Below are 13907 nucleotides of genomic sequence, written 5' to 3' on the forward strand. Positions count from 1 at the left end.
CAATGCCCGCAACCCCAACGTCAACCGCGCATCAGCCGGATCTTGTTGATGTCCACCTCGCCGCGCCGGCGGACCACCATCAGCACGATGCCGATGCCGATGGCCGCCTCGGCCGCCGCGATGGCGATGATGAACAGGCCGAAGATCTGCCCTTCCACCGAGCCGGGGTCCAGGTACCGGTTCAACGCCACCAGGTTCAGGTTGACGGCATTGAGCATCAGCTCGATGCACATCAGGATGCGGATGGCGTTGGTGCGCGTTAGCGCGCCCCAGAGGCCCAGCCCGAAGAGCAGGGTGCCGACCACCAGGTAGTCCATCAGCGGGATGCCGCCCATCAGCGACCCACCTCCCCGGCTGCACCGGCCGCGCCGGACGAACCGGCCACCGCCCGCGCCTGCCCGCCGGCCCCGGCGCCGGCCGGAGCGGCCGGCGTCGCCTCACCGGCGGCCGCCACCCGCCCGGGCGGCGTCACCGGCGCGGCACCGGCAGCCCCGTCCCGGGCAGCCCGGCCGCGTTCCTCCCCCGGCTCCCGGCGGGTCAGGCCGATGGCCCCGATCAGGGCCGCCAGCAAGGCTGCCGACGCCACCTCGAAGGGGATGGCGTAGCGGGTGAACATCTCACCGCCGATGGCCCGCAGGTCGTCGGCCACGGGCTCGCCCAGGGGCACCCGGGGCAGCTGGGCCGCGGCCAGGCCCGCCAGCACCACCGCGACCAGCAGGGCGGCCACCACCACCGGCACCCAGCCGTAGTACGGGGAGAGGAGCCGGCGCCGCAGGCGCTCGCCCGGCGGCAGGTCGCCCACCCCGCGCAGGTCCTCGGGGTCGGACAGCATGATGGCGAAGACGACCACCGTCAGGATGGCGCCCACGTACACCAGCACGTGCAGCAGGGCGAAGGTCGGCGCCTGGAGCAGGATGAACAGGCCCGCCATGCCGACGAAGGTCAGCCCCAGGAACAGGGCGCTGTGGGCGATCTGCTCGCTGGTCACCACCCGCCAGGCGCCCAGCAGCACCACCGCCGCCAGCACGGCGAAGATCACGGCCGTCCCGCTCATGGCTTCTCGCCTCCAGCCAGCCGGACGGCGTCGTACTGCTTCCAGATCTCCGCCAGCTGCTCCTTGTTGAAGATCAGATTGGGCACCGAGTAGTCGGCGATCTCGAAGTGGTTCGCCATCTCCAGGGCGTCGAAGGGACACGCCTCGACGCAGAGGTTGCAGACCATGCAGCGGGACATGTCGATGTTGAACACCTTGGGCCGGCGCAGGCGCTTGCCGTTCTCGTCGGTCTCCTCGATGACCTCGATGACGTTGACCGGGCAGGACCGGGCGCACAGGCCACAGGCCGTGCAGTTGAGGTCGCCCGTCTCCAGGTTGGTCTTCAACACCGGGATGCCGCGGTAGCCCTTGGGCAGATCGGGCCGCTCGTCAGGGTAGTTCACCGTCACCGGCGGCCGCGCCGCCGAGCGCCAGGTCACGGCATGCCCCACCGCCAGGCTCTTCGCCGCCTTCCAGATCTCGGCCAGGACGCTCATCCGTGGTCACCGCCTTTCAGACCAGGAACAGCCCGGTGATCACCAGGTTCAACAAGCCCACGGGGACGAGGAACTTCCAGCCCAGGTCCAGCAGCTGGTCGATGCGGATGCGGGGCAGGGTCCACCGGATCCACATGGCCAGCAGGACGAAGGCGTACGCCTTGATCAGGAACCACACCACCGGCGGCAGGATGGGCCCGTTCCACCCACCGAAGAACAGGCTGGCCGCGATGGCGGACATGGTGAACAGGTTCGTGTACTCGGCGAACATGAACATGCCCCAGCGGATGCCGCTGTACTCGGTGAAGTAGCCGGCCACCAGCTCCGACTCGGCCTCCGACAGGTCGAAGGGCGTCCGGTTCAGCTCCGCGATGGCGGCGATGAGGAAGACGATGAAGCCGAGGAACTGGGGGAACACGAACCAGTAGCGCTTCTGGGCCTCGACGATGTCCTGCAGGCTCAGGCTCCCCGCCAGCATGACGACCCCGAGCACCGCCAGGACCAGCGGGATCTCGTAGGCCATGAGCTGGGCGGCGGCCCGCATGGCGCCGATCAGGGAGTACTTGTTGTTCGAGCCCCAGCCGGCCATGAAGATGCCGAACAGGGTAAAGGACGACACGGCGCTCAGGAACAGCAGGCCCAGGTTGAAGTCGGGCTGGACACCGAAGTTCGGCCCCACCGGCAGGATCACGAACAGCAGCACGGCCGGGGCGAAGACCACCACCGGCGCGGCCGCCCAGACCCAGCGGTCGGCCGCCGCGGGCATGATGTCCTCCTTGGAGAACATCTTGATCGCGTCGGCGAACAGCTGCGCCCAACCGTGGGGCTTGCCCACCCGGTACGGGCCCACCCGGTACTGCATCCGGGCGGACACCTTGCGCTCCAGCCACACCAGGAACATGAAGTTCACGCCGATGAAGGCGAGGGCAATGGTGGCCTTGAGGATGGCCCACAGCACCGCCACGAGCCACTCCGGCATCAGCGGTCGACCTCCCCGAGGACGATGTCGATGCTGCCGATGATGGCCACCACGTCGGCCACCAGGTGCCCCCGCGCCAGCAGCGGCAGCAGCTGGAGGTTGACGAAGCACGGCGAGCGCCAGCGGGCCCGGTAGGCGTTGGTGTCCCCGGCGGCGACCAGGTACACGCCCACCTCACCCCGCGGGCCCTCCACCCGGTGGTAGACCTCGCCGTAGGGCCGGATGGCCCGCGGCACCTTGGCCATCACGGGGCCGTCGGGCAGCTCCTTGACCGCCTGGCGGATGATCTTGACGCTCTCCAGGATCTCGTACATCCGCACCAGGGCCCGGTCGTAGACGTCCCCGTTGGTCCCCACCGGGATGTCGAACTCGAAGCGGTCGTAGGGCAGGTAGTTGTCCGCCTTCCGCACGTCGTACTTGATGCCGGAGCCCCGCAGCACGGGCCCGCTGGCCCCGTAGGCGACGGCCACCTCCGGCTTCAGCACGCCGATGCCCCGGGTGCGGCGGATGAAGATGGCGTTATCGATGAGCAGCCGCATGAATTCCGGCCAGTAGGTGTTCTCCAGCTGGTCCAGGAAGGACAGCAGGTCCTCGATCCACCCGTCGGGCACGTCGTTGCGCAGGCCGCCGATGCGCAGGTAGGCGTAGAGGAACCGCGCCCCCGTCGCCCGCTCGAAGAGGTGGTAGCAGTACTCGCGGGCGGTGAAGGCGTGGAGGAAGGCCGTCACCGCGCCCAGGTCGAGGCCGAAGGTCCCGAACCAGAGGAGGTGGCTGGTGATCCGCTGCAGCTCCGAGAAGATCACCCGCAAGATCTGGGCGCGCTCGGGCACCTCCAGGCCCGTCAGCTTCTCCACCGCCTGCACCAGCGCCAGCTCGTTGGTGATGGCGGCCAGGTAGTCATTGCGGTCCGAGAAGGGGACCGTCATCGCATAGGTCATGTACTCGGCGATCTTTTCCCAGTTCCGGTGCAGGTAGCCGATGTCCGGCTGGGCGTCGACCACCGTCTCGCCGTCCAGGCTGAGCACGACCCGCAACACCCCGTGGGTGCTGGGGTGCTGGGGGCCCATGCTCATCGTCATGGTCTGGCGCCCGCCGTCCAGGGTCTCGATCCGCACCCGATCCCCCAGGCGCGGGTCGAGCTCCAGCGGCTGCACCGGTTCCCGCGTCAGGCTCACGGCCCTCACCTCACCTTCCATGCGCCCGTTTGCCGGCATCCCGCCCGCCCGTCCGCCGCCCCGCTCACCGCGGCCGCACCTTGCGCTCGCGCTTGGGCCGGCGGTCGACGAAGTCCTTCCGCAGCGGGAAGACGTCGTCGGGCGTCCACGGCGGCATCAGGATCCGGCGCAGGTCCGGGTGGCCGCTGAAGCGGATGCCGAACATGTCGAAGGCCTCCCGCTCGTGCCAGCCCGCGCCCGGCCAAACCTCCACCACGCTGGGCACCTCGGGGTCGTCCTTGCCCGTGTTGACCTTCACCGTCAGGCGCCGGTCGTGGCCCACGCCCCGCAGCTGGTAGACCACCTGGAGGGCGTCCTTGTAGTCGACCCCGCAGAGATCGGACAGGTAGTCGAAGCCCAGCTGGGGGTCGTCGCGGAGGAACCGCGCCACCTCAAGCCACCGCTCCTTCGGCACGGTGACGATGGGGCACCCGTCGGCGGTGGCCGCCACGGGATCGAAGCTCACGTCGGGGAACGCCTCGCGCAGGCGGGCGACCACCGGGTCGACCGCCGCACCCTCGGCGGCGGCGTCCCCGGCCGCGGCCTTCTTCTTCGCCTTGGGATCGACGAAGGTCCCCTCCGCCGGCAAGGGCAGGGCCTCCAGCAGGGGCTTGTCGTCCTGGTGGGTGTGCAGCGGGCGGTCGTCCCGGGCTTGGGCGGGCGCCGCCTCAGAGTGCTCGGCCACAGGTTCTTCCCCCCATCCTTCCGGCACACCCGGTCTTGTGGCGGGCGCCGGGACCGCCGCGGATCGCTGCGCTCGGCCGGGCCGCCGTGGGCCCCGCCGGCTCGTCCCGCCCGCCTGCACCCGTGGAACCCGGCGACCGGGCGATCCGGGCCCGGCCGGCAGGTCCGCGGCCGGCGGCCGCTGGCCCCCGGCGGGCCCGTGGCAGCGCCACCGCCCGCCACGGCACCCGCCCGGTCCGGTCACGGCGCCCAGGCAAACGCCAGCCCCGCTCCCCGCGGGGCTGCGCCGTCGGATCTCAGGCCGGCAGGTTCGCCCGGGCCACCTTGTCTTGCAACTTCATGATGGCGTAGATCAGCGCCTCGGGCCGCGGCGGGCATCCCGCCACGTAGACGTCGACGGGCACGATCTTGTCGACCCCGTCGACCACGTTGTAGCCCTGGTAATAGGGTCCGCCGTTGGAGGCGCAGGCCCCCATGGCGATCACGTACTTGGGCTCAGCCATCTGATCGTAGAGGGTCTTGATCACCGGCGCCATCTTCTCGGTGACGGTCCCCGCCACGATCATCATGTCGGCCTGCCGCGGCGAGGCCCGGAAGACGGAACCCAGGCGGTCCAGGTCGATGCGGGAGGCGCCGGCCGCCATCATCTCGATGGCACAGCAGGCGATGCCGAACAAAAGGTACCAGAGGGAGTTCTTGCGACCCCAGTTGACCAGGGTCTGCAGGTTGGTGGTGATGACCCCGGGCAGGTACTCCCACACGCCCGGCAGGCGCTCCGCCGCCCGGTCGATCAGGTGGTCGGGATCCGTCTCGTCCCAGGCCAGATCGGCCAGGGTGATGCCCGACGGCCCCGTGACCCGCGGATTGGTCACGCCCATCGTAACACCTTCTTCTTCCACGCGTAGATCAGGCCGACCGCCAGCATGACGATGAACAGGGCCATCTCCAGGAAGACGAAAGGCCCCATCTGGGCCAGCTCGCGGAACCGCACGGCCCACGGATAGAAGAACACCACTTCCACGTCGAACACGAGGAAGATCAGGGCGAAGATGTAGTAGTGGATGCTGTACCGCACGCGGGCATCGCCGTAGGGGCGAATCCCGGTCTCGTAGGTGGTCAGCTTGCTGGGCTCGCGCCAGTCGCGCCGCAGCAGCCGGCTCACCGCCACGTTGACCATGGGGAAGCTGGCCCCGGCGATGAGAAAGACCAGCACGTCGATCCAGATGCGGGAATCCAACTGGCCGACCCCCGTTTCCCCGGCAGGTCCCGCCTCCGGGAAAGAAATGCGACGGGCGGGACTTCGTGAAATTCGGAACATGAAGGAGCCCGCCCGAAAGCCATCCACATTATATGGAGAAGCGAAAAAGGGTGTCAACCAAAGCGCCATGCGGCCTGACGGCCTTCCCGGGCCTCAGCGGCCGCCCCCGCCGGCGGCCGGCGCCGGGGTGTCGCTGGCCGGCGGGGCCGCCCCGGCGGGGCCGGGTTCGTCCGCCGGATGCCAGGCCGCCACGTTCCAGAAGAACCCGCCCGGGGAGCCGGTGACCGGACCCGCGATCCCCTGCCGCACGCCCAGCACCTGGATCTCCTGCCAGAGGAACAGGGCCGGCTGGAGCTCGACCAGCCGCTCCTGCACCTGGCGATAGACCGCCCGCCGGTCGCCGCCGTGCCGCCCCTCTTCCAGCAGGCGGTCCAGCTCGGGGTCGTGGAGGCGGGTGAAGTTCAGGTGCCCCTGGGAGTGCCAGAGGGCGAAGCCGTCGGGGTCGACCCCCACCCCCACCCCCAGCAGGGCCGCCTGGTAGCGGCCCTCCCGCAGCGCGGTCACCAGGTCGGGCCAGTCGACCACCTGCACCTCGACGGCGAAGCCCACCGCCCGGAGGAACTCGGCCAGCATGGTGGCCGCCTCCTCCCGGTAGCGGTTTTCCCGGTGGGTCACCAGCCGGATGGCCAGGCGCTCCTCCCCCCTCTCCCGGACCCCGTCCCCGTCGGCGTCGTGCCAGCCGGCCGCCTCCAGCAGGGCGCGGGCGCCCTCGGGATCGTAGCGGGGCAGGGGCTGGGGCGCCGCCCACCAGGTGCCGGGCAACCCCGGTGCCGTCAGCACCTCCGCATAGCGCCCGAACAGCTCACCCACCACGGCCTGCCGGTCGACCGCCCACTCGATGGCCTGCCGCACGGCCGGGTCGGCCAGGACCGGATCGTCCAGGTTGTAGGCCAGGTAGGTGTAGCCCAGGTCGGGGAACTCCACCAGCCGCAGGGGCTCCTGGCCCGCCAGGACCTGACGGGCGGCGTCGGGCGACAGCCGGCCGGCGTCCACCTCCCCGGCCAGCACCGCCCGGTCCAGCTCCTCCTGGTCCCGGAAGAACCGCACGATGACCACCGGATAGCCCGGCTGCGCCCCGGCCGGCAGGTCGTCGCGGGCGACGAGCCGGGCCTGCACCCCCGGCACCCAGCTGTCCAGCCGGTAGGGTCCCGAGCCCACCGGCTGGCTGGTGTGGAAGGGATGCCGCGGGTCCAGGGCGTCGCGCTGGCTGGCAAAGGCGTGGGCCGGCACGATGGGCAGGGTGAAGAGCTCCAACGCCGGCGCATAGGGTTCCGAGAAGGTCACCACCACCGTCCGGGGGTCGGCCGCCCGCACCGCCCGCCGCTCCAGCCAGCGGTCGTAGGCCGCCATGGCCCGGGCCTCCCAGGTCGCCTCGTCCAGCAGCCCGGCCTGCCGGTCCCGGTCCAGCCGGTCCAGCTCGGCCAGGTAGGCCGACGCGCCGTTCAAGGCCGCCAGGTTGTAGGCCGCCAGCCGGTCGGCCCGGGGGTGGAGGCGGGTGGTCAGGGAGAAGACCACGTCGTCCGCCGTCACCGGGCGCCCGTCGGACCAGGTGGCCTCGGCCAGGTGCAGGGTGTAGATCCGCCCGTCCTCGCTGACCTCCCAGGACGCTGCCAGGTCCGGTTCCACCTCCATGCGGTCGTTGTACCGGACCAGGCTGCGGAAGATCAGGGGTTGCAGGGGATGGCGCTCGGTCAGCAGCGGGTTCCACCCCTCGAACCCACCCAGGCTCCCCAGCACCAGTTCGGGCACGGCCTCCTCGTCACCAGGAGCCGGCGCCGGGTCGCCGCCGCCGGCCGCGGGGACGGCGGGCGCGCGGGCCGTGGTGCCCGCCATGCGCCAGATCCCGGCCACGGCGGTGATCACCAGCGCCAGGATCACCGCCGCCCCCAACCGGCGACGCCAGCTCAGGGTCTGCTCGGACAACCGCGATCCTCTCCCCGTTCACGCTGCTGTAGCGGGTCGTGGCCGGGCGCCGGGCGCGCCCTTACCGCCCGCGCGGCCCCCGCGGCAGTTCGACCAGCCGCGCCCGCGCCACCCCCGCCTCCAGCTCCAGCCAGCCATAGGTCGGGGCGGGAGCCCGCCGCGGGTCGGTGGGCGAACCCGGGTTGAACAGCAGGACGTCGCCCCGCCGCTCGATCAGCGGCTGGTGGCTGTGGCCGAAGATCACCACCGCCGGCGGCGGCACGTCCGTGGCGAAGGCGGCCAGGGCCCGGTCCGGGGTCGTCGCCCCCTTCCCCAGGTGCCCGTGGGTGACGCCGATCCGCACGCCCTCCCGCTCCACCACCGCCCGCGGCGGCAGCCGGCGGTAGACCTCGGGGTCGTCCACGTTGCCGCACACGGCCACCACCGGCGCCAGCAGGGCCAGTTCATCGTACACGTCCAGGCTCACCAGGTCCCCCGCGTGGACGATCAGGTCGGCCTGGGCCGCCGCCTCCAGCACCGCGGGCGGCAGCGACCGCCCGCGGCCCGGGATGTGGGTATCCGACAGCACCAGGATGCGGGTCCCCATCGGACGGACCTCCTCGCCGGCCTGAAGCGCGGGCCACCGGGCCCGCGCTTCAGGCCGGGGCGCCCGGTTCCACCGCCGCGCCGGTCTCCTGGGCGATCCGGCGCAGGTACCCCTGCCGCAGCCGGGCGAACACCGGCCCCGGCCGGCCGTCGCCCACGGGCCGCCCGTCGACCTCCACCACGGCCAGGACCTCGCTGTTGGTCCCGGAGAGGATGACCTCCGTCGCCCGTTCAAGCCACCCCGCCGGGATCGCCTGCTCCCGCACCTCCAGCCCTGCCTCCCGGGCCACCTCCAGCACCACGGCGCGGGTCACCCCGGGCAGGATGTTGGCCAGCGGGTGGGTGTAGACGACCCCCTCCAGGACCACGAACACGTTGCTCGACGTCCCCTCGGTGAGCAGCCCATCCCGGACGAACAGGGCCTCGTAGGCGCCGGCCCGCGCCGCCTGCTGCTTGGCCAGCACGTTGGGCAGCAGGCCCGTCGTCTTGACCCAGCAGAGCCCCCAGCGGTTGTCGGGAACGGTGATCGCCTTGACGCCCCGCTCCACCGCCTCCGGCGCGGGGGTGCCGCCAGAACGGGCGATGGCGACCACCGTCGGCTGGAGCCCCTCCGCCCAGGTGTGGCTGCGGGGCGCGACGCCCCGGGTGACCTGGACGTACACCGAACCGTCCCGGACCCCGTTGCGCTGGATCAGTTCCTCGAGGACCGCCGCCCAGCGCGCCCGGTCGTAGGGCAGGGGGATGTCCAAGGCGGCGGCGCTCTGCTCCAGCCGCTGGAGGTGATCGTCCAGGCGGAAGAACCGGCCGCCGTAACAGCGGATCACCTCGTAGATGGCGTCGGCAAAGAGGAAGCCGCGGTCCTCCACGGGCACCACGGCCTGCTCGTAGGGCACAAAGGATCCGTTAAGGAAGACGACCTCCGGCGGCAAAGGGTTCCCCTCCCTCTCCGGGCCGCACCCGGCGCGCGCCCTCCACGGTGGCCCGGATGCATTCCAGCCCGTCGGGCCGGTACAGGGCGTTGCCCACCACCACGGTGTGGGCATGGGCGGCCATCTCGGCCGCCTGGTCCGCCGTCTGCAGACCGCCGCCGTAGAAGAGGCGGGCCGCCCGCAGGGCGCCGGCGGCGGCCCTGACCCACGCCGGATCCCCATACCGGCCGCTGTACTCAATGTACACGATGTCGGCGCGCAAGAGCCGTTCGGCCACCGTCACCCAGGCCGCCACCGCGCCGGGGCCCGCGGGCGGCCGGGCGGCCGCCACCCGCGCCACCGTGGCGTCGGGGTTGCAGACGATGTAGGCCACCGTCACCACCCGCTCCCAGGGCACGGGGATCCCCGGGGCGATGCGGTGCAGGTCGGCGAAGGCCTGGTGGTGGGCGCCCACCAGCCAGCGCACGTCGGCGGTGTTGAGCACCATCGGCACCAGATACCAGTCGGCGCCCGGCACCACCGCCTCCACGGAGGAGACCTCCACGGCCACGGGGAGGCCCGTCGCCCGGGCGGCGTCCAGGAGGTGGAACACGGCCTCCCGGCGGATGCCGTCGCTGCCCCCCAGGATCAGGGCATCGGTCCCCGTCTCCGGCAGCCGGCGGATCACGTCGGGATCCAGCGGGCGGGCCGGATCCAGCTTCACGGCATGGCGCCACGCGCGCCAGGTCATGCTTCGCCTCCCCCGGGCCCAAGGGGCGTCCCGGCCGGCTCCCTGGCCGGGCACCGCGCCGGCGACCCCAGCCAAGGGACTGGGGCGACCATCGCAGATGGGCTTAAAAGAGTTTCGTTCGCCAGGGGGTCGAACCGCCCCTACCCCGGCGGGTTGCCAGTTCCCGCCGGGGCGCCGGCGGCCCGCCCCTACCCCTGCGGGCTACCGGATCCCCCCGGGGCGCCGGTGGCCCGCCCCGCCGCCGGCCGCATCCCCTCCGCCGGCGGCATACCCGCCGGGGGGTGCCGGCGCCCCTCGACCAGCAGCCAGGCGCAGGGCAACACCACCAGCGTCAGGGCGGTGGACGTGAACAGGCCCCCGACCAGCACTGCCGCCAGGGGGACCTCCAGCTCGCTGCCGCGCCCGGGGACCAGCACCATGGGCAGCGAGCCCAGCAAGGTGGTGAGCGCCGTCATCAGGACGGGCCGCAGGCGGCGGCGCCAGGCCCGCCGGATCGCGGCCCCGGGCGGGTCGCCCGCCTCCCGGTGGCGGAGGGCGGCGTCGACCAGCACGATCCCGTTGTTGACGGCGATGCCCGCCAGGACGATGGCCCCCATCACCGCGGTCAGGCCGATGGCGTGGCCGGTGGCCGCCAGCGCCGCCACCGCCCCCACCAGGGCCAGGGGCAGGGTCACCATCATCAGCAGCGGGTGGACCAGGGACTCGAACTGGGCGGCCATCACCATGTAGGTCAGCAGCAGGGCGCCCAGGGCGGCCGGCACCAGGGTGGCGAAGCCCTCCTCCATGAGGACGGCGGTCCCCGCCGGTTCGACCACCGCGCCGGGCGGCAGCACGGCGGCCACCTGCCGGCGGGCCTGGGCCACCGCGGTGCCCAGGTCGATGCCCTCCGCCACCCGGGCGGTCAGGGTCGCCGAGAGCCAGCCGTCCCGGCGGACCAGGGCGGCCGCCGTTGCCCCCGGCCGGAAGAAGGCCACGTCGCCGAGCCGGGTCCAGCCCAGCCCTCCGGCCACCGGCAGGGCCGCCAATCCCTCCCGCCGTCCGGCGCCGCCTCCCGTGCCCGCGCCGGCCTGGCCGGCCGTGTCCTGGCCGGCTCCATCGCGGGGGGCTAGGCCGCCCGCAGCCGTCCCGCCCGCCCTTCCGGCAGCGTCGCGTCCCCCGGGCGCGGCGGCGGGGCGGGGATCCTCTTCCCCGGTGCGCAGGACCACGGGCAACCAGCGGCCGCCGACCCGGGCCCGGGCCACCGTCTCGCCGGCCAGGGCCAGGCGCAGCTGCTGGCCGACCTGGGCGGGGGCGAGGCCGAAGCCGGCGGCGGCCGCCCCGTCCACCCGCACCGCCAGGAGCGGCTCGGTCCGGTCCAGGTCGACCGCCACGTCGGCCAGGCCGGGGGTCGCCGCCAGGGCCCGGCGGGCCCGGGCCGCCGCCTCAGCCAGGGTGGCGGGATCCGGGGCTCGCAGGGCCAGTTCCACCACCGGCGCCCCGGCGCCCACGTCGGCCCAGAGGTTGCGCGGGCGCACCGCCACCTGGACCGGGGCCGCCCCATCCGCCGGCCGCAAGCCCGGCCCTCCGCCGGAGCCGGCTCCGCCGGCGGGGCCCGGCGCCTCGCCCAGCCCGGCCCGGGCCAGCCGGCGGCGAATCCGTTCGGTCCACTGGGCGGACGAACCGGCCCCTTCCGCCAGCTGCACCCGCACGAGCCCCTGGTTCGCCGCCCCCGCCTGCCCCGGCCAGGCGCTGCCGCCGGCCCGGGCGATCACAGCCTCCACGCCGGGCAGGCCGGCCAGGGCGGCCTCGACCCGCTTCACCGCGGCGGCCGTGGCTTCCAGGGCGGCGCCCTCGGGCAGGGTCACGGTGATGTCGACCGCCCCCTCGTCGACGGCGGGCAGGAACTCAGTCCCCAGCCCCCGGGCGGCGGGGATCGTCGCCGCGACCAGCAAGAGGGCCGCCAGCAGGGTGGTGCCCGGGCGGGAAAGGCAGGCCTCCACCACCCGCGGCAACCGCGGGACGGGCCCGCCGGGCTGGGGCGTCCGGGAATCGCCGCCGGCGCCGGACCCTTCCCCTCCCCTTCCCCTCCCGTTCGCCGCCGCGGCGGCGCTGCCGGGGCCGGGCCGGTTCTCGGCGCCGGCCGCGCCGCCGGGCAGGGCCGGCGCCCCCGCCGGTTCGTCCAGCCACCAGGCCGCCAGGGCCGGCACCACGGTCACAGCCACCAGCAGCGACGCCGCCTGGGCCAGGGCATTGGTCACCGCCAGGTCGTGGAACAGCTGGCCGGCCAGACCCCCCAGGAACAGCACGGGCAGGAAGACGATCAGGTTCGTCACGGTGGAGGCGGCGATGGCCGCGGCCACCTCGGCGGTGCCGGCGTCGGCCGCCTCCCGGGCGGGCAGGCCCTCCTGGCGCCGGTGGGCGATGCTCTCCAAAACGACGATGGCCTGGTCGACCAGCACGCCGGCGCTCAAGGCCAGGCCGCCCAGGCTCATCACGTTGAGGGTCATGCCGGCCAGGTGCATGGCCGCCAGGGTGGCGCAGGCGCTGATGGGGATCGCCGCGGCGACGATCAGCACCGCCCGGCCGCGGCGCAGGAAGAGCCAGAGGATCGCCACGGCCAGGAGGCTCCCCACCAGGAGGGACTGGCCCACCCCCCGCACGGCCCGCTCCACCATCTGGCCGCCATCGTAGGTCACGGTGGCCTCCCAGCCGGGGAGCCCGGCCAGACCGGCCGCCAGCGCCTGCCGCACCGCCCGGGTGACGGAGACGGTGTTGGCGGCCGGTTCCTGGTAGATCACCAGGCCCAGGCCGTCCCGGCCGTTGAGCCGCTCCAGGTCCGCCGGCGGATCGCGGCGCACCTGGACGGTGGCCACGTCGGCCAGCCGCACCGGCACGGCCCCGGCCGGGACGGCCGCCGCGGCGGCCTGGCTCCCCGCCCCCGCTCCCGCCGCGCCGGGCCCCGAGGCAGGCAAGAAGGCGGCGGCGAGGCGGCCGGCCAGGAGGGCCTCCCAGGGGCGTCCCGCGGAGGGCCAGCCCAGCTCCCCGGACCCAGCCTCCTCCCCGCCGCCCGCGGCGCCGGCGCCCCGCAGCAGGGCCGCCAGCCGCTGGAAGGCCCGGGACGGCCAAGCCGCCGCCCCGTCCCCGCCGGGCGAAGGGGCTCCGTGGGCGGGGTCCGCCCCGGTCCCGGGATCCCCGGGCGCCAGCGGCCGGGGCACCACCGTCACCGGCGACGAGAGGCCCACCACCACCCGCTCCAGATCCTCCAGGCGGTGGAACCCGCCCTCCACCTGCACCGGCCAGCGGCGGGCGCCCTCGCCGCCGGTGACGGCCCCCGCCGGCACGGTGGCCGCCGCGGCCGCCACGGCCGCCTGCACCTGGCCCGGCGCCAGCCCGTGGCGCCGCAGGGCCGCCGGGTCCAGCCGCACCTCCACCGCCTCCGTCGGGGCGCCGCGCAGGTGGACGGCGGCGACGCCGGGCACCGCCTCCAGGCGAGGCAGCAGGACCTCGCGCACCCGCCGGGCCTGTTCCACCGCGTCACCGGGCCCCGCCAGGCTGACCTCCAGGACCGGCAGTTGCTGGGGATCGAAGCGCCACACCTGGGGCCGCCCCGCCCCCGGCGGCAGGGGCAGGGCGTCCAGGCGCTGGTGGATCTGTTCCCGGGCCGCCTCCAGGTCGGCCCCCCAGTGGAAGCGCAGGACGACCACCGCCGCCTCGTCCCCGGAGCGGGCGGTGACGGTGTCGACGCCGCGGACGGTGCGCAGGGCCTCGGTCAAGGGCTGGCCCAGCAGCTGATCGATGGCTTCCGGGGAGGCGCCGGGGAAGGGGGTGACCACCGTCAACACCGGCGGGTTCAGGGCAGGAAGCAAACCGACGGGCAGGGTGCGCAGGGCGAAGAGCCCGGCCCAGACCAGGACCCCCATGGCCATCAGGGTGGCCACCGGCCGAGCGATGGCCCAGCGCCAGATCGCCACCGCGGACCCTCCCGAAAAGGACCGGCGGCGCCGCCGCGCCGCCGGTCTGAAGGATGGCCCGCAGG

General features: G+C 73.9%; 13 protein-coding genes. All 13 read right to left on the reverse strand.

All coding sequences use genetic code 11. The annotated features are described in order from the left end of the window. Window positions 1-20: 20 nt before the first annotated feature. Entirely contained in the window at window positions 21-335 is a 315-nt protein-coding gene (gene nuoK / locus ACYQ02_RS11000) for an NADH-quinone oxidoreductase subunit NuoK (protein WP_460040462.1), read from the reverse strand. Beyond that, complete coding sequence (locus ACYQ02_RS11005) at window positions 335-1054, reverse strand: NADH-quinone oxidoreductase subunit J family protein (RefSeq protein WP_460040463.1); 720 nt, start codon at window positions 1052-1054, stop codon at window positions 335-337. The genes nuoK and ACYQ02_RS11005 overlap by 1 nt, the downstream gene beginning before the upstream one ends. After that, window positions 1051-1530 carry a NuoI/complex I 23 kDa subunit family protein gene (locus tag ACYQ02_RS11010; RefSeq protein WP_460040464.1) on the reverse strand — a complete coding sequence of 160 codons (480 nt, stop codon included), beginning with the start codon at window positions 1528-1530 and terminating at the stop codon, window positions 1051-1053. Before ACYQ02_RS11010 ends, ACYQ02_RS11005 begins: the two co-directional genes overlap by 4 nt. 16 nt (window positions 1531-1546) lie before the next feature. Beyond that, complete coding sequence (gene nuoH, locus ACYQ02_RS11015; RefSeq protein ID WP_460040465.1) at window positions 1547-2509, reverse strand: NADH-quinone oxidoreductase subunit NuoH; 963 nt, start codon at window positions 2507-2509, stop codon at window positions 1547-1549. Then, the gene (locus ACYQ02_RS11020) at window positions 2509-3684 is read right to left on the reverse strand and encodes an NADH-quinone oxidoreductase subunit D (RefSeq protein ID WP_460040466.1); all 1176 of its coding nucleotides are present in this window, start codon (window positions 3682-3684) and stop codon (window positions 2509-2511) included. Before ACYQ02_RS11020 ends, nuoH begins: the two co-directional genes overlap by 1 nt. Window positions 3685-3748: 64 nt before the next feature. Next, the gene (locus ACYQ02_RS11025; protein ID WP_460040467.1) at window positions 3749-4408 is read right to left on the reverse strand and encodes an NADH-quinone oxidoreductase subunit C; all 660 of its coding nucleotides are present in this window, start codon (window positions 4406-4408) and stop codon (window positions 3749-3751) included. 295 nt (window positions 4409-4703) lie between these two features. Continuing rightward, window positions 4704-5285 (reverse strand): NADH-quinone oxidoreductase subunit B, encoded by a 582-nt coding sequence (locus ACYQ02_RS11030; protein WP_460040468.1) that lies wholly within the window; start codon window positions 5283-5285, stop codon window positions 4704-4706. Beyond that, complete coding sequence (locus ACYQ02_RS11035) at window positions 5276-5644, reverse strand: NADH-quinone oxidoreductase subunit A (protein ID WP_460040469.1); 369 nt, start codon at window positions 5642-5644, stop codon at window positions 5276-5278. The genes ACYQ02_RS11030 and ACYQ02_RS11035 overlap by 10 nt, the downstream gene beginning before the upstream one ends. Window positions 5645-5818: 174 nt before the next feature. Then, window positions 5819-7648 carry an ABC transporter substrate-binding protein gene (locus tag ACYQ02_RS11040; protein ID WP_460040470.1) on the reverse strand — a complete coding sequence of 610 codons (1830 nt, stop codon included), beginning with the start codon at window positions 7646-7648 and terminating at the stop codon, window positions 5819-5821. A 61-nt stretch (window positions 7649-7709) separates the two neighbouring features. Beyond that, window positions 7710-8234 carry a metallophosphoesterase family protein gene (locus ACYQ02_RS11045; protein ID WP_460040471.1) on the reverse strand — a complete coding sequence of 175 codons (525 nt, stop codon included), beginning with the start codon at window positions 8232-8234 and terminating at the stop codon, window positions 7710-7712. Window positions 8235-8283: 49 nt separating this feature from the next. After that, window positions 8284-9162, reverse strand: a complete 879-nt coding sequence (gene dat / locus ACYQ02_RS11050; RefSeq protein WP_460040472.1) for a D-amino-acid transaminase — start codon at window positions 9160-9162, stop codon at window positions 8284-8286. Continuing rightward, window positions 9137-9892 carry a geranylgeranylglyceryl/heptaprenylglyceryl phosphate synthase gene (locus tag ACYQ02_RS11055; protein ID WP_460040473.1) on the reverse strand — a complete coding sequence of 252 codons (756 nt, stop codon included), beginning with the start codon at window positions 9890-9892 and terminating at the stop codon, window positions 9137-9139. Before ACYQ02_RS11055 ends, dat begins: the two co-directional genes overlap by 26 nt. 188 nt (window positions 9893-10080) lie before the next feature. Then, entirely contained in the window at window positions 10081-13842 is a 3762-nt protein-coding gene (locus ACYQ02_RS11060) for an efflux RND transporter permease subunit (protein WP_460040474.1), read from the reverse strand. Window positions 13843-13907 lie beyond the last annotated feature (65 nt).

This window comes from Thermaerobacter litoralis, assembly GCF_054654595.1.

Bases quoted from the DNA above. Each gene is read 5' to 3' on its own strand.
- nuoK (WP_460040462.1), bottom strand. From the start codon at position 335: ATGGGCGGCATCCCGCTGATGGACTACCTGGTGGTCGGCACCCTGCTC.
- ACYQ02_RS11005 (WP_460040463.1), bottom strand. From the start codon at position 1,054: ATGAGCGGGACGGCCGTGATCTTCGCCGTGCTGGCGGCGGTGGTGCTG.
- ACYQ02_RS11010 (WP_460040464.1), bottom strand. From the start codon at position 1,530: ATGAGCGTCCTGGCCGAGATCTGGAAGGCGGCGAAGAGCCTGGCGGTG.
- nuoH (WP_460040465.1), bottom strand. From the start codon at position 2,509: ATGCCGGAGTGGCTCGTGGCGGTGCTGTGGGCCATCCTCAAGGCCACC.
- ACYQ02_RS11030 (WP_460040468.1), bottom strand. From the start codon at position 5,285: ATGGGCGTGACCAATCCGCGGGTCACGGGGCCGTCGGGCATCACCCTG.
- ACYQ02_RS11045 (WP_460040471.1), bottom strand. From the start codon at position 8,234: ATGGGGACCCGCATCCTGGTGCTGTCGGATACCCACATCCCGGGCCGC.
- ACYQ02_RS11055 (WP_460040473.1), bottom strand. From the start codon at position 9,892: ATGACCTGGCGCGCGTGGCGCCATGCCGTGAAGCTGGATCCGGCCCGC.